The sequence below is a fragment of the Sulfitobacter sp. D7 genome (assembly GCF_003611275.1).
In the GTDB taxonomy this organism is placed as follows: Bacteria; Pseudomonadota; Alphaproteobacteria; order Rhodobacterales; family Rhodobacteraceae; genus Sulfitobacter; species Sulfitobacter profundi.
The window spans coordinates 29,811-48,676 of the sequence record NZ_CP020698.1 but is presented as its reverse complement, the minus strand read 5'-3'; the positions used below and the strand labels follow the sequence as shown (position 1 = coordinate 48,676).

Below are 18,866 nucleotides of genomic sequence, written 5' to 3'. Positions count from 1 at the left end.
TCACTCATTCACTACTTAAAAAATCCGGCTAACCGCTCAATTGCCGTATGACTGGCACGAATGACACCATCAATCGTGTTGGACCCATTGTGCGATCCGAAAATACAGCGTTCCATGTCGTGCAGGGGGTTGTTCATTGGCAGCGGCTCTTCCTCAAAGACATCTAACGCCGCAGAATGCACCTGCCCCGATTGCAGTGCAGCAATGAGGGCAGCTTCGTCAATGAGCGGTCCGCGGGCAACGTTCACCACACGTAGTCCGGACTTGCATCGGGTCAGAACCTCGGCGTCAAGCATGTGAAAATTGTGCTTATTCAACGCGCAGGTGAATACAAGGAAGTCGAGCGTTTCGACTGCCTCGGGCCATACGGCACGTTCTAAACCTTCAAAACCCGCATCGCCTTCAACACCGGGATCATAGGCCACAACGTCCATACCAAGAGCGCGCATGCGGCTCACGGTATGGCGGCCTATATCGCCCAGACCGATGACACCCACGCGTTTTCCCAAAAGGCTGATCCCCGCTGGCTTGGGCCAACTGCCCGCACGCACGCCTCGGTCGATCAAAAACAATTCCCGTGCCAGTCCGATGACAAAGCCTGTCGCTACATCCGCGACTTCTGCGCCGAACATCATTGGCGTGTTGATGATCGGGATGCCCAAATCCTCACAAGCTGCAAAATCTACATTATCAATGCCGATGCCCCATTTCACGGCTGCGGAGAGACGTCCCTTTTGTGCGGCTTCAAACACCCGGCGTGTGGCCGGATCGTCCCCAATGATCCAACCGTCATAGTCCGGCAGCAGCGCGCAAAGCTTATCCTGGCTCAGGGTCTGAGTGACTTCGGCCCGATGAAGTTTCAATCCCCGCTCGGCCGCGTAATTGGTGAAACGGTCGAACTGTCCCAGCATAGGAGGGCACGTAACAAGGATATCTTTCATGATGCGGCGGCTTTCTGTGTGGTTTGCAAAGACGCGACCGCTTCGGCCAGCGCCCAATCTTCGGGAGTGTCGATGTCGACGGCTTCCATCTGGTCCATCACATGCAGGATCGGTTGTTTGCCAATCCGCGCGCCGGTCTTGGCAAAGCTTTCGCGGGAGAAGATGAAGAGATTGGAGTTCTCCTCATACCACGGTTCAAGATCTTGGGTCTGGATCAGATTGCCAGGATCGTGGTTCACCGGGCTGCCATCCGCGCGGTAAAAGCGGGTCTGGATCTTATTTACGGTAAAGAGTGAATCCGCCCGGCCCTCAGCCACACCCGTTTTATAAGCTGCAAGCGCTGCTTGAATGGTAGCAGGGGTCAGCATTGGATTGGTGGTATGGGTCATCATATAGGTGTCTGCCGCGACCGCGGCGATGTCATCAGCCAGTATCAGGTTCATCGACACTGTATCCCCGCAAAGCTCGGGCTTGCGGTCACGAATGCGCACACGTTTCCCATCGGTGAGCCCGTTTTCGGCCAGAATACCGCGGGCATCGGTGTTGATGACCACTTCGTCAATTGCTTCGATCGACAACAGAGAATCCAAGATCCAGCGAAACAAGGGTTTGCCGTGAAGCAGACGGAAATTCTTGCCTTTAACCCTTTGACTGTTGGCCTTCATGGGGAGAAGTACGACGCACCGGCTTGAGCCACTCATCTTGATCTGCCTTCTTGGAAACTTGTGGGTAGAAAAAACGTTCTTTAGCGCTTTGCGAAAGAACCTTGTGTTGGTGGTTGCCCTTATAGGAGCCAATGAACTGGTTCCAGCGATAGCGCGCCATATCCATCAATGTGGTCGAGGTAATCTTGTTGCGCCGTGCCGCGCGCCAATCCCCCCAGATGCTGGCCGTTGTAAAACGGCCCACATCGAACCAAGACAGATGTACCTCTGGCATGATCTGGCGCAGAGCCATCGCTTCGCGTTCAAAACGGCGGCGCACCTGACGCCAGCTTTCCTGATGGTGGTGGAACACAGGCGCGTTCGCGACATAGCCAATCTTGTAATCGGCCTGAACCATGCGCTTGGCCAGTTCCATGTCCTCTAACCCCGTCAGCTCCTCATCAAAGCCGAACCGCTTCCAAGCTGTACGGGTTATCGCGGAATTCGCATTGTTACAAAAGAACCCTTCCTGAGGCACCTGCGAGGTGTCGGGGAAGTATTTGGCAAAGATGCGGCGTTCGCTGTAGTTGCTGGTATCGTCGCCAATTTGCCGGCCATACGTATAGTCCGCAGTGCCGTCGATCAGCGGTTGGCAAAGCCTTTGCAGCCAATGCGCATCCACCGGCACACAGTGGCCAGAGATGAACACCAGAAAATCTCCGGTGGCGAAATCACATCCCCGGTTGAGGGAACGCCCGAAGGAAAATTCGGCTTTTGAGATGTTGGTGATCCGGGCGCCATGGGCCTCGGCAATGGTCACTGTGCCATCGGTGGATCCGGAATCGATTAAAACGGTCTCGACTTCGATCCCTTCCGCTTTTTGGCCCGCGATCACCTGCATCAGATCATCAAGATGCTGGGCTTCATTCAATGTTCTGATGACAATGCTTGCTCGCATTCGATACCTCATTAACGCTACCGGAAGATTAGCCCATTACCGAAACTCCCCTACCCCCTTGATGCAATCAAAGAGAACCGCTTGGCAGCTCATCTTCGAGCCTCTTAACCTAAGTCGGTTGTTTCTGTCCAGCATGACCCCCGAGCAGGTTGTATCTTGGGGGAAACCTTGCCATTGAAACTGAAATTCTTGGCGGTATGGCTAAAACCTTAACAGAAGTGGAGCGTTCTATTGCTATTGCCCCCTATTTTCCCCGACCTTGAGAACCGTTCTGTTTTCATTACCGGAGGCGGAAGTGGCATCGGCGCCACCCTGACCCGCGCGTTTTTACAGCAAGGGGCGGAGGTCACATTTGTGCAACGGTCGGATGCCACGGATTTCCAAAATGCCGTCGCTAAGGAGACCGGCAACCGCCCTACCTTTTTGCAATGTGACATCTCAGATTCCGCCGCGCTGAAGGCAGCGATCAAAAAGACCTCGGACACCCAAGGGCCGGTTCACGTCTTGGTCAACAATGCCGCCAATGATCAGCGGCATGAAACGCTCACCACAGATGATGCCGACTGGGACCGGCTAATGGCGGTAAACCTCAAAGCCTATTTTATGGCAGCTCAGGCCGCCATTCCGGATATGCAGGCGAGGGGGGGCGGGTCGATTATTAACTTTTCCTCCATTAGCTACATGATGGGCAATGCCGGCTATCCGCTTTATGTTACCGCAAATGCCGGGATCAACGGCATGACCCGTGCGCTGGCCCGCGAGTTTGGTGCTGATAAAATCAGAGTGAACGCTTTGGCGCCCGGATGGGTCATGACCCAAAAGCAGCTCGACATGTGGGTGACACCTGAGGCACTGCAGGGCCAGCTTGACCGCCAATGTTTGAAAGAGACACTGGCGCCTGAGGATATTTCCGGCGGTGTGCTGTTTCTCGCTTCCGATGCAAGCCGGATGATGACGGGTCAAACCATGGTCATCGACGGCGGCGTGGTGGTCACCGGATGATCTAAAGGCTAGCATCCTGAAAAAATGTCGGTCACCCTATAACGAAATAACTACAATTCAACCAAAGGCTACAAAGTGATTCATCCTTGCATCGCCGCTGCAACAAGCACCCTCGAACGCCTGGGTCACATGCAAGCAACAGGCCCTGTCGCGCCGGGGGAGCATCTGCTGCCAGGGGTCTATTTCAGCGCCGATCTTTCGCAAAGCGACGTTAAAATCACTTTGCAGGACGCCGAAGGCAGCCTTTTGCAGGCAACAACCGACGTTACAGGCACGCCGCAGTGGCTGTCGCTCAATATTGAGCTGGGGGAGGGCAGCTTTGCCGTCGAGGAAACCCTGGGACTGCTAGCCGAGACCCAAGCAGAAGACCCCTTTACCGTCTGGCCTTTCATTCGCAGCTTCCGCGCGGGTATCGAATATGACACCCCCTTCAGCGAAGCCCTGAGCTTTGAGACAGCGCCGACCGTGAGCACGCTTTTGCATCAAGTCGCTCTCGGCGATCCTCTGGCTGAGGGCGCAGGCTATCACACATTGGTCTTGCCTTTGTCTGTGCGGAGCAGCTCATTCACGCTGCGCGACATGCGGGTTCTACATAGCCAAACCCTCGAAGCGGTGTAACGAGAGTCGGCGCAGGCTTAGTGCGGGCGCACTTTTCCTCGCCTGCGAACCGCGCGCAACGGCTTGGTAACCTGCCAAGAGCGCGACCCGTAAACGCCTGACAACTCATCCCGGGCGGCTGAAAGTTCTCGGTTCAGCGCATCACCACGGGCATAGGCGGCTTGAAGCTTTCTTTGATCCTCCAGCATGACCCGCGCCAAGATCGTCTCACGATGAGCGCGTTTGGTATCACTTTGCTTGAGCCGATGCTCCAGAGCGTCGGATTTCGCTTTGAGCGCATGCCGGTCCATCGCAGCTTGACGTAGAGCTTCACATTCCTCTTCAAGCTCCGACAGTCTGGTCCCCGAATTCTTTGCCGCGTTCAGATGCAAAGCGACATTCTCGCGCAAAAGCTCCAACTCTTCCTTTGCCGCCTTCAAATAAGAGCTCACGGCACCACCACTTGCAGTGTCAGCCTCCACCCTAAGCGACAGGTTCTCGCGCAAAAGCTCGGCTTCTTCGCTCGCCGAGGCAATCTGTTCTTTATAGCTTTCCAACTCAGCTTGCCCGTCTTTCAACGCTTGCAGGTCACTTAGGGCCTCTTCGAGGTGGGTTGCGTTAGGCAGATTTTCATGGGGGCCGCGACGCAGGGCTGCAATCTCTTGCAACAAGCGGGTAGCCGCCTCATCCTGGCGCAAAAGCGTTTCTGCCAGAATAAGATAGTTTGGGTCGGGCAATACGGGCCCCGCGGAAGGCTGCGCATTGCTGTGCATTTCAAAATCAAGTTCTGTCAGCAACTCGGAATCGTTTGACAGCAAGGCTCTTGCGTCAACCAGCACAAGCTGGCGCCGGCGGCGGCGTGCTGCCCCCAAAAGCGCTTCTGCTTCTGCTGTCCATTCTGCCAGCGCCTCAGCACAGGCAAGACCCGCATCCAAACGCCGCGCGAGGGCCTCGACAGGCTGCACAAGGACCACAAGCACCTGCAGAGTTCTATCCTCTGCCACCTCAGACAGCGCCTCATGGACATGTAGAGCCTGCCAGAACAAAGACTTCATGTGGCCCTCGATCACGGGGGCAAATATTTCTTCCGCCTCAATAACGACGGGAAGATCTTTTTTGTCAGTCTTGGTTTTAGACACGGGAACCTCTGGCTTTGCTTTCGGCATATTGCGTTCTCCTGCGCGAAGGTTCCAGCAGGAATATCCAACACGCTTGCATCCTGTGGGTTCTCAAAGCTCTTGCCCCAAGGGCGCGCGCCGAAAGCTCTCCAAAGCGCCGCCCACCGTGCAATTAACGATCTCCGCCCCGGCGGCCTCAAAAACAGACTTCGCCAATTCATAAGTGCGAGCCATGTGATCCGTATCTGCAGCTTGCCAGAGCTTTCCTCTGAAATATCCGGGGTCAAAATGGTTCTCATCGTCTTCAGCTTGGCGAAGCAACGTGCCTTCGCGTACGGCGTTAGGTTGGCGGTAACTGTTATCAACGCCAATCAACAGCACTTTGCGGTAGCCCACCGCCAGCAGAACCTGTAGCCAGAAAAAGCTAACCGTGGCATGCCATGCGATATGCGTTTGGGGCGTTTCAGAGAAAAATAACGGGCCGCCAAGGGCGTTGAGCCAGATGGTATTCTCATCATCCCTTAGAACATGGGAAAGCCCTACAGGCAGTACGCGCCAATAGGGCAGGTCGAAAAACACTTCCGGGGCTTGTTCTGCCACGAAGTAATTGCTGACCGCCACGCCCCGCGCCACGGCAGAAAGGGTCGGATGGTTGACTGCATAATTCGAGATATAAACATCATGCCCGTGAAGCAGGCTCAGATCGGTTTGCTTTAGCGAGGGGCCATTACCCACCAGAACGGCGACATCTCTTTGCCGAGTTGCAGCAAAACGCTCCAGCCGCGTCCGCCCCCGCTCTAGTAGCGCGTTCACCCAACCAATATCAAAGCCCCAATGCTGCTCATTAACTGAATAGGGATAGGGTCGGTCAGCGCGCGCAAGATACCCGGCCGGATCGGGGAGCATCTCTTGCTCCAACGCCTGCGCCCGTTCGGCAGGTAATACATGCACCGGGGCGGGACAGATACCATTCAGGCTCAGCCACGCCTTAAGATTGGCAGCCTCTTGATCACCTGACCGGGAAGCCATGCAGATCTTCTCATGCGTTGCATTAGACCCATTGAACATCCGTGCGACGCTGCGGGCATGGTCTTGCGCATCAGCAACAACCGTAGCCGCAGGCAGCGTGGCAAAAAGCATGTCCAAAGGGACAAACCCCCGCTCTGCACGCTTAGCAGAACAGGCATCAATAAAGGAAGCAGGCAAAGGAAAAGACAAGAGCGTGCGCAATACTGCAATATCGGAATGGGTTTCATCAAACGGCGATCCGGCTTGCGGGGCCATAGCAAAAGCCTAGCCGAAGCGGAGGCCGATGAAAACGCCTATCCTAACTGCACTGGCGGTTCAGCCTGCCCTTGATGGGAAACAGTGCAGCAAAAAACCCGCCCATCTTGGGCCGTCGGGACAGTAATACCCTCTGTGGCGGTAGTCGCGAAAAGCTCTGTCATCTGTGCACCCCCAAAAGCCGGGCAACTGGCATGTGGGGCGGGCAGGCTGACCTGTGACAGATAGCGCCCATCATGCGCATAACGTGCCACGCGCCCAGCGCCCCATTGCGCATTCCAGAGACACCCCTCCCGATCCACCACGGCTCCATCGGGGAAAAGCCCCTCGGCACTTAAATCTAAGAAAAGACGAGCGGCCCCTATGGGGAAGCCACGATCATCAAGCGGCTGCGCCATTATCTTCTGGCGGGGGGTATCTGTGAAATAGGCCGTATGTCGATCTGGAGAAAAGCAGATCGCATTGGGAATGGTAAGACCATCGAAAAGCACCGTAAGCGCGCCTTCGAAATAACGGTAAATCTTGCCTGCCCCCGTCTCGGCGGATTTTCCCATTGTTCCGATCCAAAATCCCCCCCAAGGGTCCGCACGTCCATCGTTGGACCGGGTCACTGGGTTTTCAGCCTCCAACGACGTGATCAAATGAGTTTCCCGCGAGGAAAGTGAAAATGTCCTCAGCCCCGTTTCGGAAGCGATTAACAAAGTCTCTTCATCGACCCACCCGGCGGCGGACACATGTTCTTTGAACTGCCAAGAGGATGTCTCTTCGCCCCTTCGAGACATCATGCGTTTGTTGATAATATCGAACCAAAACAGCTCTTGGCGCAGGGGATGCCACAAGGGCCCCTCTCCCAAGACGGATTGGCGCGCATCAAAACATTCGGCGTTTATCGTATCTGTCATAATTCTAGGCCTGTAATAGGTCTTACGGTTTTGCCAAAATGGTCGCACTCATCTTGAGATCAGCAACATCACACGCAGTCTGAGTGCAGTCTAAGACGCTCTAAAATGGCCGCCCTCAAACGGCATCTCTGCGCAAAGCGCCGCTTGTGCCTCATCCAGATTAGGCACCGCATCCATAATCCGCCGGGTTTTTTGGCCCTTATTGGTCAAAGCATCCACGATCATCGCATAGGACTTAGGATGCGCCTTTGGATCAATTTCCAAAAACCGCAGGATTGCATAAACCCGGCTTATGCCTGCTTCGGGATCCGGACCAGCATAGACATCCTCGAAAAAGACCACATGCGGATCGACCCCAAGGGCGTCAAATTGTGCCGTCAGACGCGCCCGCGCAGAAGCGCAAAAACGCATGTGTTGAACCGCCTGAGGTACCGGGATCGGTGCCAAAACCTCCTCACCGCGCGCGATACGGTCATAAGCCGCCTCGGCCTCATCCGGACCCCAGACGCCGGTAATCTTGGCCAGTTCCAGCGATAGGATACGGTCAACCTCGGCGCGGCGGTCCAGCACCATATGGCGGTAACCCAGACCTGTGGCCACCTCGAGCAGGATCTCATTGAAAGGCGCAGGGTGCAGTTCATAGCAATGTTTGATTAGCGGACGCCGGGCCAGCACTTCGGTCAGTTCCGCGTGCAAACGCTCTGGGTCAGGGTCCTGCGCCCAAGCCGTGGCAATCGCGCCGAACAAACGGTCAGGGTTGAAAGGCTCATGAGCGACGCCGGGATGTTCTGACAGGGTGGCCAAAAGAGCGGCAAGGGTGGTGCCCCCAGTGCGGCGCATGGTCCAGATAATATAAGGGTAACTCACGTCTGGATCCTTTTGGTCGCCACTTCTGAACCCGAATGCTGGTATCATCGCCGCTTTTGTAGAGCAAGCAGGGCTGCGGGGCTTGTCCTTACTCTTGGGGTAGAGGAAAAGTTGACCATGAGCATGAAACACCCCTCCGCCCTGTCCGCAGCCCCTGAAATCTCGGTGATCGTGCCGATTTACAATGTGGCGGATCATGTCGGCTCCTGTATCGCCAGCCTGTTGGGCCAGACCTTCACAGATTTCGAAGTGCTGATGATCGATGACGGTGCCACCGATGACAGTGCCGCACGGGCGCAGGCCGTTGCGGGGAACGACCCGCGCTTTCATTTGATCTCACAGGAAAACGGCGGTCTTTCGGCGGCACGCAACACCGGACTTGAAGCCGCGCGCGGTGCCTATATCGCCTTTGTCGACAGCGATGATCGGGTGATGCCTGATTACCTCATGCAGCTTTGGCAGGCCTTGCAAGACAGCGGCGCCGATTGGGTCGCTTGTGGTCTGCAGGAATGTTTTGTCGATGGCAGCGGGCTGACCCACTCGGCGATCCATGGGGCCAAGGATTTAACCATGCATCCGGTGACACGGCGCTACCGGCTGGAGACTTGGAATGATGTGATCGTGCACTTCCCATCGGCTTGGAACAAGCTCTACCGCCGCTCCCTGATTGAGGGGCTGCGTTTTGATGTAGGCACTTGGTTTGAGGATCACACGTTCTTTTACCGCGCGGCATCACGCAGCGACCACCTGCTGCATCTGCCCCAAGCCCTCTACCTACAGACCCGGGGCCGCGTTGGTCAAATCACTGCCAGTGATGATGACCGTATCTTTGACCAATTCCCAGTGCTGCATGAGATGCGCGCCCTGATGCAAGACAGCGAAAAACCCGGTGCAGAGACTGCTTTTGCAGCCATCGCCTCGCGGTTGTTGTTTGAACGCAGCACGGCGCTGCATGACCCCGCCCGCCGCGCGCGTTTCACCGATGCCGCCGCTCTGTTTATGCAAGAGGAGGGGCTGACCTATACCCCTGATTGGGACGAAGACATCAGCCGCGCTTGGGGGCTGGAGATGGCCGGGCAACTGCCCCTTAGCGTGATCCTTACATGGGATGGCACTAAAGCAGAGGCACTGCTCGAAAGCCTAAGCAGCCTTGCCGCTCAACATGGCCCGGGGCATGAAGTGCTGCTGGTTTGTGAGGGAGACAAAGCCGCCAAAGCAGCGCAGGAAATCGCCGCACCCCATGTCCAAGTCCTGACCCAAAAAGGGCACGGCGCGGGCCACGCGCGAGCCTGCGGCGTGGCTGCGGCCCAAGGGCGCTATCTGACTTTTCTAGACGCTGGGGATACATTACACCCCGGCGCGCTGCTCGCTTGGACCGAAGCGATGTTGCGCAGCGATGCCGTCCTTGGCGTGTCGCCTGTTGGGCAAGCTGGTGCCGGAGTCGAGGCACCTGTCTATCACCCCGCCTTCGCCGATCCCCGCTTGCTGCCCGGCGGGATCGATCTCATGGTTTCCGACATCCCGCTCAGCCCAGTGCAGGCACTTGGGCTGGAACTTGATCTTGCAGGAAAAATTTTTGACCGGGCAGCGCTGCAAAATGCTGAACTGACAGGGAAGCGCCCTTTGGCCTCTGGTCCTGCGGTCTCTCTTGCTGCGGCGCTGACCTCTAAAGGGGTCGCGCATACGCCTTGGGCCGGCATCACCCGCGCCCTGCCCAAACACGCTCCGTTTTCTACTGTTTGGCGCGGGCATGATGCGCTTTGCCGGGGCCTGCCACGGGCGCTGGCACAACAGCTTCCGAAAGGCTGGCAGCGCAGGCTCTATGCCCGTGCCCTCTGGCGGCAACTCAACCCCACTTCGCCCCTCGCCCCTCGGCCACGTTTGATAAAACAAGCCCCACAATTGTTGCGTGCGGCCGCGGCCGCGGCCCTGCGCGGGCTCAGCCATGGCGGCAGCGGCCCGGCAGGGTTCGATCCGATGATCGGCCCACGGTTTTTGGCGCTGCTTGATCCAATGCGCGCCGCCCGCGCGATCTGGCGCCGCGCCCGCGGTCGCCCCGCTTTCGCCGGAGACACACCGCCTGCCCTGCCCGTTTTGCCCCGGTCCGCTGCGCGCAGCACCTTGCCTGAAAGCCACCCGGCGCTGATGCTCTTTCCGCTTCAAAAGGCCGGGCTCTTTCGCTTTCAGCTGGATTTTCATGAAAGCCCCTATGGCAACATCACTTTTTTCGGGCCGGACCGTACCCATGTGCCCTTTCATCTGTCGCTGCGCTTCGAAGAAGGGCTGGCGGTTTGCAACGACAGCCGCGCCGATGGGAACTGGCGTGCTGAACGCCAACGCGTGCATCCCCTGCCCCGTCAAGGAGCCGTGCTGACCATCGAATTCATCCCGCCGCGGGTGCGTGTCTTACTGGGTGCCGAAGTACTGTTTGATATAGGCGCACGCAATTTCCTCCACCGCCAAGGGCTACGCGGCGTGGAGAGCATCGCCTATCTACATGTAGAAGGTGCAGTCCAGCCGCTTGACCTGATGCCCCAAGCACCAGAAGGCGGGCTGATACTGGACCCCCGGCTGGTGTTGCGCGCAGTCGGAAAGGTTACAGACCACCATCTGCACGCCACACCAGAGACGGTGACAGCGCCAGCACTGACCCCCGCGGCAGCTGTGAACGGCCAAGCAGCGCTACAGGCATTGTTGCCGGGTCGGATCTGGCGCGACCTCCCCCCAGAGGCCACAATTGTCCTGCAATTGAATGACCCCGAGGGGGTCCTGTGCAGCGCTGCGTTGCACCTGACCCGCGCGGATATGGCAAACCGCATTGAGACCCTTTTGGCTCAAGATCCTTCTGTCGCGGACAGCACGCTGGTGCTTACCTTGATCGAACATATCCGCCACGGCGCTCTGATGCCCCTTCTTTCCCTACAAGCGCAGAGCGATGCTCGGGCGCTGGCGCGGCAATTTGATCTGTCAGATTTCCTTGAGCCACCCGATAGCCCTACCACCAATGCCCAAGTCGCCCCGCCTGTCAAACTCCTCCCGGATCAGACCGCCTCTCTCATCCAAACCGCAGTGGCCCGCTTTGCTCTGAGCCAGCGGCAAACACCGCCCGCAGATCCGCTGCGCGTGGTGGCCGATATCGCCCTGCCACCCACCGCGCGTCAGGGGTTCTTTCTGGCGCTCAGTGAGCCCTTCTGTCGCGCAGGCCAAGATTTCCATGCCCTATCGCAGATGGCACGAGCCGAGAAACTTCCCCCTTTCACCCCTAGCCAAGACCGCTGGTCCAATTCAGCCATGGCTCCCTATCTTATGGCCGAGGGGCGCATTGCAGAATTGCGCTCGCTGTTAAGGGCACTGGCGGAGCCTGGTGCGGGCTGGGTCGTAACCCCCGCGCTGGCCTGGGTCGGGCGCGAGACCATGAACGCGGTAGGGCTGCCCAATGAAGATCGCGAAGCAATCCTAGATGCCGTGATGCAATTTGTTTCCCACCGCAGTGCCAATTACTGGGAGCGTACCCATTGTGCTGAGCTAACCCGCATGGCGACGCAACTGCTGTGCAACCGCGAGGCACTTTCGAATTCCTTCTACCGCAAGGCCATAGCTTTCTGCCTTTCTGCCTACGCACTATCACGGCAGTTCTGGCAGATGCTGGAGGCAGAATGCGATTCGGCGCAGCCCCTGCCGCCCGAAATCATACAGGCCCGCGCGGCCTTTGCTGACTTGCAGGCCAGTCAGCCCGCCCAAACCCCCGCAGATCGTCAGCGTATCGATGCGGCGCTACGCCAACTTGAGGCGCTCGGTGCCCAAGATGTGCTCCGTGTACGGCGTGAACTGCTTGGTCCAGCAGGCCTGCCCCAAGCAGTCGACGCCCCACTTGAAATAGAAGCACTGATGCACCTGCCGATCCCGGCCACACAATCCAGCGGCCGCGCCGCTTTGCGCCATATGGCGGCCCCCTGTAGCAGCCCTGTGAGCGACGAAGTCGGCACTTTGGTCGCGCAAACAGTGGCCGATCTCTATCCTGACCTGCCCCGCGCATCCCAGCCCGACCTTCAGGTCGCCCTTGCGCAGCAGATCGCCAGCTTTACAGCTGACCCCACAGCACCCCCCGCCGATTTTCCAGCTCTGCTGACGCGTCTGGACCGGCTTGCCGACCCTTCTGCGCGTTTTCTGGGCCTCGGTCTGGGCCTCACCCTCGTGACCATCTGGGGGCAAGCCCAGCCCGAGTTGGCGCAGCGCCTCGCCATTTGGGCTGCGGCCCGTATCAAAGGGCTTGGCCCGGATCACAGTACCGCCTTTGATCAAGCCACCGCCCCGCGCATGGCGTGGATAAAGCTGCAGGCCAGCGGCCTGCCACAAGCCGAAATACTTCAAGGTTTTTTTGAGAATAGCCCCCTACCCAAACTGCCGGTAGAGACTGTTTTGAAAGCCGAAAACCCGCTCTACGATACGATCGTCACGGTATTTTCCTGCGCGCCCTATCTTGAAACGCGTATCCCCGCCCTGCGCGACGGCTGGCTGGGACTGCTGAAAGATCTCGGCATTCCTTATGTTATCATCGTGGGCAATGGCGACGGGCGACTAGAGGGCGACGTGCTGCATCTTGACGCGCCCGATGACTATGAAGGACTGCCACACAAGACCCTCGCGACCATCGCGTGGGTGCGTGATCACAGTGATTTCGCGCATATGTATAAGATCGACGACGATTGCTTCGTCAATGCGCCACTGTTGTTCAACAGCCTGAACTACCGCGCCAGTGACTACTATGGCCGCAAGTTGCGCCGCGGGTTGGCCCAGACTGACAGGGTCTGGCATCAACAGAAATCCGCCGCTGATCGTGGCAAGTTCGACCTCGATAAATCGCCCGAACCCTCAAGTTATGCCGATGGTGGCTCGGGCTATGCCCTCTCGCGCCACGCCATAGACGCGGCCCTTGACGCCGCCCAAAGCCCCGAAGGCCAGCGCCTGATCGAAACCTCCTTTATGGAAGACAAACTGTTGGGCGATTTGCTGTCGCTACGGGGCATCCATGTGGATGATACCGACTACCGCACCACGATCCGCCGCCGCAGCTTTGGCGCGGCCACCCCGGTAGCCTTTTGGCAAAACAGCTTTATGCCCAGCAAAAGCGCCCCGGTGATGCAGGCCCATATGGATACCCACGAGGGCCAGCATGAAGCCTTGGCAAGGCTTGACCGCCATGGTCTTTGGCCGCGCAAAATATGGCCAAGCTATCAGCATGTCACCCTAGGCTATCAAAGCAACGCGCTGGAACTGATCACCTCTGAGGCCTCCGTCGCAGCGGCAGCAAAGGCTGAGGTCGCCGTGGTGGCCTGTATGCGCAATGAGATGTTCATGCTGCCGCATTTTCTGGCTCATTACCGCAAACTTGGGGTCACAGCCTTTTTAATCGTCGATAATGTCTCCGACGATGGCACCCGTGAATATCTGGCCGAGCAACCGGATGTGGCCCTCTTCTCGGTCGATACGGATTACAAGCTGTCACGCTATGGCGTTGCGTGGCAACAGGCGATGATGGCCGCGGTGCGCCCGGGGAAATGGTCGCTGGTGGCCGATGCTGATGAGCTGCTGGTCTGGCAAGACGACCAACGCGAGAGCCTGCCTGAGCTTTTGGCCTCGGATGCCTTCGAAGACGTAGATGCCGCGCGGCTCTTCATGCTGGATATGTATCCCGAAGGGCAGTTGGAGACGGCGAATTTTGCAAGCGGTGATCCTTTTGCCGAGGCCGGCTTTTGCGACCGCACGCCTTTCCTCAGCACATGGCACGGGTGCGGGCCATTCTCTAACATGCCCACCTGGACCAGCGCACTGCGCCACCGTTTGATCCAAGGCGCGCGGCCCGATCTGTTTGTCGCGCAAAAGATCGCCCTGCTGCGCTATCGACCGTGGATGCGGCTCTCGGCTGGGCTGCATTTCGTTGGCGATGTGACACTGTCAAAGCGCGAATTGATCTTTGGGCATTTCAAATACAATGCTGATTTTCGCCGCAAAGCGCGCGCCGAAGTCACCCGGCGCCAACATTTCAATGATGCCGAGGAATACCGTAAATACCTCGCACTGACCTCCGAAGGCCGTGACCGTATCTTTGACCCCGATCTTTCAGTGGCCTGGCGCGACAGCCCCTTTGTCCAGTCCGTGCTACGGAGCGACAACAGAGCCTAAAGCGGGCGATAATGGCCCATCAGATCTTCCATATGCTGGGCCATACCGACCGGGGCCATTGCCCCCTGCCAATAGGTATCCATATCGATTTCGCCCGCCAAAAGTGCTGCAACCCGCGCATGGAAATCGGCAATGTCGCCAGCGCGGAACACCATCTCAGGGCAGCGGCCCAATTCCTGTGCCCCGCCCATGTCAGCGGTAAGCAAGGGAATGTGGCGCGCGTGCATTTCAATCGCCACCTGTGGCAGGTTATCATGCCACAACACCGGCACCAGCCCGACATCAACAGGGCCAAGCAGCCGGTCAAGATCATCATGCGCATAGCCATCGGCATAGGTCAGCGCCGCCAAACGCGGGGCAAGGTCTTTGAGCCGCGCCATGACCGCCCGGTCCCCGCGCCGTGCTGCCACCTCCAGCCGCAGACGCGCGGCCATCGCGGCGGGCATTTCCTCTAGTGCTTTCAGCAAGAAATAGAACCCTTTGTCGCGCCGCATATAGCCCAGATAGGCCAGCGTCAGCGTGCCGTCACTCCGCGCAGGAAAATCCCGGGGCGTGGTCCGCTCAAAGGCCGCTGCCTCACGGGTGCCAATATAGGAGGTATGGGTGATCTCTTCGCGCAACCCATGCGCCAGCGCTAGCCGCCGCACCGCGTCGGAGACACACAGAACCGTATCGCAATGGGCATTGATCAGCGCCACCATCTCGCGCCGTCGCGCAACATAGGCGCTGCTATCAACAGGGGCGATCCGCTGCAACTCCCCCGGTGGCGCCCGGCGCCTTGGCCGGGCTTTCTTGACCCGCCGCCATGCCCGTGCTCCGCGCCCTCCGAGCCGCATCGACCAACGATAGGCCTTGTCATAGGACCAACTGCCGGGGCGCAGCCCGAGGTTTTTGAGTGTTTGCGACACCCCGCCGGAGAGCCGCATATGCCGCGCGTCATGCACATGCGGCAGGCAGTTCACACAGGCCCGTCCCGCGTCGAAATCATCGCAGGTCTCACGCTCTTGATGCCAAAGGTTCACCTGCGGGCAAAAGGGATAGTAGTTGTGAAGCGACAGCACGACGCGGGTCTGCGGCCACCGCTCTTTCATCTTTAGAACCGCTGCGGGCAGCCCTTCAAGATTGTTGAAATGCACCACGTCATAGGGACCCGTCTTTTCGATAAAATCGAAAAACACCGCCTCGGTCACCGGATCAGTGATCTGCGCCGCACTGCCAAAGCCGTGATGCGCGGGCGCCAGAACTGCGGAATTAATGATCTCAAAGCGCCGTGCGCGGTCGGTATCGGGGCCAAAACGCTGCTGCTCCCAGCGGGGCGGCCCGCTGCGCAGATCATGCGCCACTCCAGCAGAGAGGAAATATGCCTTCACCTCCGGTTGATCATCCAGCGCCGCCATCAGGTTGCGCTGATAGACGGTCACCCCGCCCCCGCGGCGTTCGTCATCAAGGTAATCAACCCAGTTGTAATAAAGTATACGCAATGGGGCGGTCACAATTCGTCGTCTAACCAGCCGCCATAGCCGATCTTTTTAAAATAATAGCGGATTGGGCCCGGCTCTGCGAAACGGTCGGCAATGGTATTGGGGTTTTGCTTGACCAAGGGGCTCTCCATGGCCGGGTCCACTTCCACGCCCAGTTGGGCGCAGATCTTTTCTTTGAAGCCGGGCCGGAACATCTCGCGATATTCAACCGTGAAACGCGGGTTGGGCCGCGCCGCCAGCCAGCCGCGAAACAGATGATCAAATGTCGCATATTCATGCCAACGGTGGCTGATTTGCCGTGGGTTGGCTTCGATCTTCAGGTTTGGATCATGCTTTTTGCGTGCCTGCTTTCCAGTTTCCGCCCACTTTTGGTCACGCGCTGCTCGCATCAAAGATGACACCTGCGCCAGCCGGTTTTCCCGCCAGACATAGATCAAGGTAACATCAGGCATCTGTTCAAGCTGCTGAAGCACCCGTACATTATGTCCGATCATGAACTTGAACCCGGCATGGGTCACGCCCACGGCCTGAGGTTGGGCAAAGAACTGCTCCATATGCCCCACAGGATCGCTGTCACGGCCAACCACGGCTTCATGGCTGCTGTCATGGTCATCCTGAATGACGGCGTAGGGGTTATAATGCTCGCCTTCGCAAGAAATACGGGCATGGGCATTGAGCAGAGTCATCAGATAGGTGGTGCCGCTACGGGGCAAACCGATGATGAGGAACTTATGCTGAGCCGCTTCGCCGCTAGAACTGCGCAGCGTTTCAAGCTTCCTAAGAACTGAGGCCAACAGAAGGCTCCTTATGCATCGTTACTCCTCCCTTTATCCGGGAACGATAAGGGGGTTCAACCGCCCCGTCTTGGCAAAACACTTCTGAAATTAGCTCTTCCAACGCTGCGCCACGATCTCCAGATGGGCCTCTACCGCCTCTTCGATATTGTCAAAGTAGCGCAGGCTGCCTTCGGCCAGAACGATACCGGTATCGCAAATCTCACGCACCTGCCCCATGTCATGACTGACCAGAATTGCGCTTGAGACCTTCATCCGCTCGCGAAAGACCTCTTGGCTCTTTTTGCGAAACGCCGCATCGCCAACGGCGGTGACCTCATCCACGAGATAGGTGTCGAACTGAATGCCCATAGAGGTCCCAAAGGCCAGACGCGATTTCATACCTGACGAATAGCTGCGCACTGGCATATGAAAGTGCTTACCGATCTCAGCAAAGTCCTCAACGAAATCGACAAGCGCATCGGTATCGACACCATAGATACGCGCCACGAACCGCACGTTTTGCGCGCCCGTCAGATCGGGGTGAAATGAGCCACCGAACCCCACGGGCCAAGAGATAGACCCGTTGGAGACCACCTGCCCACTGTCAGGGCGCAATGTGCCTGCAATGATCTGCAATAGGGTCGACTTCCCTGCCCCGTTGCGCCCCAAAAGCGCCAGAGAATGGCCCGTAGGCAACTCCATGTTGAGGTTGTCGATCACCACCTTGCGCATGCCACGCACCCGGTAACTTTTGGTCAGGTTCTCGAACCGGATCACGTTGCCCCCTGCCCGCTCAACTGCGGTCGCGGATCGAGTAATAGACCAGAACGATCACCGACCAGCTGAGCAATAAGAACAACCCAACCACCCCGGCAATGGTGAAACGCTGAGGGAATTCACTTGTTTGTGCGAGTGTCGGGGTCACATAGGTCGCTAAATAGCGGCTCTGACGAGCGGCTTTGGTCCGCGCCAAATCCAAGGCGGCAAGCGAGGCGCGATAGGTTCCTTCGGCGAATTCACGATCCACCATCAAGCCTTCGAACTCTGCGATCAAACTGGGATAATCTTCCCCCACAGCGCCATTTTCGGTGGTGTCACTGACAAAGGTGCGCCGTTCATCGGCGATACGGTCACGGATCACCTCGATCCGACGCCGCGCCTGGACCAACCGGGGGTCGCCGTCATTGGTGGTCTCGCGCAGCAGGTCCAGTTCAATCAGCGCTTCAGCCAGCTGTTGCTGCAAGTTGTTCATCACCCCCATGCGACCTTGGATATCGGCCTCTGGGTCGACGATCTGGGTGCGGGTGCGGAAAGCAGTCAGGGTTTCGCGCGCCGCCTTGAGCCGAAGCACAGCCTCTTCCAGGTCTTCACGGGCATAGCGCATCGCATCTTCACGCGCTTGATTGTTCAGCGCGTTGATCATCGACTGGCTCTCTTCCAAGATTGCCTGAGCGATGGCCTGCGCCATCTCTGGATCAAAGGCCAGAACCCGCACTTCGATCAATCCCGACGATTGCGAAATGCGTACGATCCGTTGCCAATACCATTCTAGATCCTCGGTGCTTGCCTCGGGCCAAAGTGCGAAAGCCGGATCTTTTTTCCACAGGGCAGAATAGTGCCCACGCAGATCAAGACGGGTATCAATTGCTTGGATAAGCGCCTGACTTTGGATGAATTCATACAGGATATCACTGTCAGCCGACGCTGTAGAGCCTGTGAGCGCCGCGAGCCCGCCAAGAAGTTCCGATGCGCCGCCGCCCTCTTCTTGGCGCACGGTGAAACCTGTAACGGAGCTATATTGGTCAACCGCCACCATCCACATATAGAGCACGACTGCCATAAGGGGCATCATTACGATCAGTAGGAAAGACCCGATCAGCCCCCAGTGGCGACGTTTCATCGCAGCGGGCGGCACCGTGGCATTGACCTTAGGTTCGGAGGCTGCAGGTTTAGCGACCTCAGACTTTTCCTGAGGTGCGGGCTTGCTGGGCTTCTGGGGCTCGGACGCGGGCTTTGCAGCACCGGGAGAGGCGTCATTCATGAAGGGTCATCCGGCCAAAGTCAGTTTGAATTCCACCTCTTACTCTTACATAATGGGATCTTGGATTACCAG

The 18,866-nt window shown here is 57.9% G+C and carries 14 protein-coding genes; 3 read left to right on the top strand and 11 right to left on the bottom strand.

The annotated features are described in order from the left end of the window. Nucleotides 1-11: 11 nt before the first annotated feature. The 3 genes from B5M07_RS18770 to B5M07_RS18760 are packed head-to-tail and all read right to left on the bottom strand — an operon-like array spanning nucleotide 12 to nucleotide 2,543. The gene (locus B5M07_RS18770) at nucleotides 12-941 is read right to left on the bottom strand and encodes an NAD(P)-dependent oxidoreductase (RefSeq protein ID WP_120352597.1); all 930 of its coding nucleotides are present in this window, start codon (nucleotides 939-941) and stop codon (nucleotides 12-14) included. Continuing rightward, nucleotides 938-1,606 (bottom strand): acylneuraminate cytidylyltransferase family protein, encoded by a 669-nt coding sequence (locus tag B5M07_RS18765; RefSeq protein WP_120352596.1) that lies wholly within the window; start codon nucleotides 1,604-1,606, stop codon nucleotides 938-940. Before B5M07_RS18765 ends, B5M07_RS18770 begins: the two co-directional genes overlap by 4 nt. Next, nucleotides 1,581-2,543 carry a glycosyltransferase gene (locus B5M07_RS18760; protein WP_120352595.1) on the bottom strand — a complete coding sequence of 321 codons (963 nt, stop codon included), beginning with the start codon at nucleotides 2,541-2,543 and terminating at the stop codon, nucleotides 1,581-1,583. Before B5M07_RS18760 ends, B5M07_RS18765 begins: the two co-directional genes overlap by 26 nt. A 231-nt stretch (nucleotides 2,544-2,774) precedes the next feature. Between B5M07_RS18760 and B5M07_RS18755 the strand changes: the two genes are divergently transcribed. Then, nucleotides 2,775-3,545: an SDR family NAD(P)-dependent oxidoreductase gene (locus tag B5M07_RS18755; RefSeq protein ID WP_120352594.1), complete on the top strand. Its 771-nt coding sequence runs from the start codon at nucleotides 2,775-2,777 to the stop codon at nucleotides 3,543-3,545. 129 nt (nucleotides 3,546-3,674) lie between these two features. Then, the gene (locus tag B5M07_RS18750; protein ID WP_162931919.1) at nucleotides 3,675-4,163 is read left to right on the top strand and encodes a hypothetical protein; all 489 of its coding nucleotides are present in this window, start codon (nucleotides 3,675-3,677) and stop codon (nucleotides 4,161-4,163) included. A 17-nt stretch (nucleotides 4,164-4,180) separates the two neighbouring features. Here B5M07_RS18750 and B5M07_RS18745 read toward each other — a convergent pair whose 3' ends face one another. The 4 genes from B5M07_RS18745 to B5M07_RS18730 all read right to left on the bottom strand — a co-directional run bounded on the left by B5M07_RS18745 (nucleotide 4,181) and on the right by B5M07_RS18730 (nucleotide 8,313). Then, nucleotides 4,181-5,308: a hypothetical protein gene (locus tag B5M07_RS18745; protein ID WP_120352592.1), complete on the bottom strand. Its 1,128-nt coding sequence runs from the start codon at nucleotides 5,306-5,308 to the stop codon at nucleotides 4,181-4,183. Between the two features lie 63 nt (nucleotides 5,309-5,371). Then, nucleotides 5,372-6,544, bottom strand: a complete 1,173-nt coding sequence (locus B5M07_RS18740) for a hypothetical protein (RefSeq protein ID WP_120352591.1) — start codon at nucleotides 6,542-6,544, stop codon at nucleotides 5,372-5,374. A gap of 38 nt (nucleotides 6,545-6,582) precedes the next feature. Further along, a complete protein-coding gene (locus B5M07_RS18735; RefSeq protein ID WP_120352590.1) occupies nucleotides 6,583-7,446 on the bottom strand; it encodes an SMP-30/gluconolactonase/LRE family protein in 864 nt (287 codons plus the stop codon). A 90-nt stretch (nucleotides 7,447-7,536) separates the two neighbouring features. Beyond that, nucleotides 7,537-8,313, bottom strand: coding sequence for a hypothetical protein (locus tag B5M07_RS18730; RefSeq protein ID WP_162931918.1), 777 nt, complete (start codon nucleotides 8,311-8,313; stop codon nucleotides 7,537-7,539). 117 nt (nucleotides 8,314-8,430) lie between these two features. Here B5M07_RS18730 and B5M07_RS18725 point away from each other — a divergent pair, with 117 nt between their 5' ends. Next, nucleotides 8,431-14,496: a glycosyltransferase gene (locus B5M07_RS18725; protein ID WP_120352588.1), complete on the top strand. Its 6,066-nt coding sequence runs from the start codon at nucleotides 8,431-8,433 to the stop codon at nucleotides 14,494-14,496. On the opposite strand, the gene B5M07_RS18720 is transcribed toward B5M07_RS18725, so the two are convergent. The 4 genes from B5M07_RS18720 to B5M07_RS18705 all read right to left on the bottom strand — a co-directional run bounded on the left by B5M07_RS18720 (nucleotide 14,493) and on the right by B5M07_RS18705 (nucleotide 18,794). Next, nucleotides 14,493-15,989, bottom strand: coding sequence for a glycosyltransferase (locus tag B5M07_RS18720; protein WP_120352587.1), 1,497 nt, complete (start codon nucleotides 15,987-15,989; stop codon nucleotides 14,493-14,495). The genes B5M07_RS18725 and B5M07_RS18720 overlap by 4 nt on opposite strands. After that, entirely contained in the window at nucleotides 15,986-16,771 is a 786-nt protein-coding gene (locus B5M07_RS18715; protein ID WP_120352586.1) for a sulfotransferase, read from the bottom strand. Before B5M07_RS18715 ends, B5M07_RS18720 begins: the two co-directional genes overlap by 4 nt. A 90-nt stretch (nucleotides 16,772-16,861) precedes the next feature. Then, the gene (locus B5M07_RS18710; RefSeq protein ID WP_120352585.1) at nucleotides 16,862-17,530 is read right to left on the bottom strand and encodes an ABC transporter ATP-binding protein; all 669 of its coding nucleotides are present in this window, start codon (nucleotides 17,528-17,530) and stop codon (nucleotides 16,862-16,864) included. Nucleotides 17,531-17,546: 16 nt separating this feature from the next. Continuing rightward, the gene (locus B5M07_RS18705) at nucleotides 17,547-18,794 is read right to left on the bottom strand and encodes a sugar transporter (protein ID WP_120352584.1); all 1,248 of its coding nucleotides are present in this window, start codon (nucleotides 18,792-18,794) and stop codon (nucleotides 17,547-17,549) included. Nucleotides 18,795-18,866 lie beyond the last annotated feature (72 nt).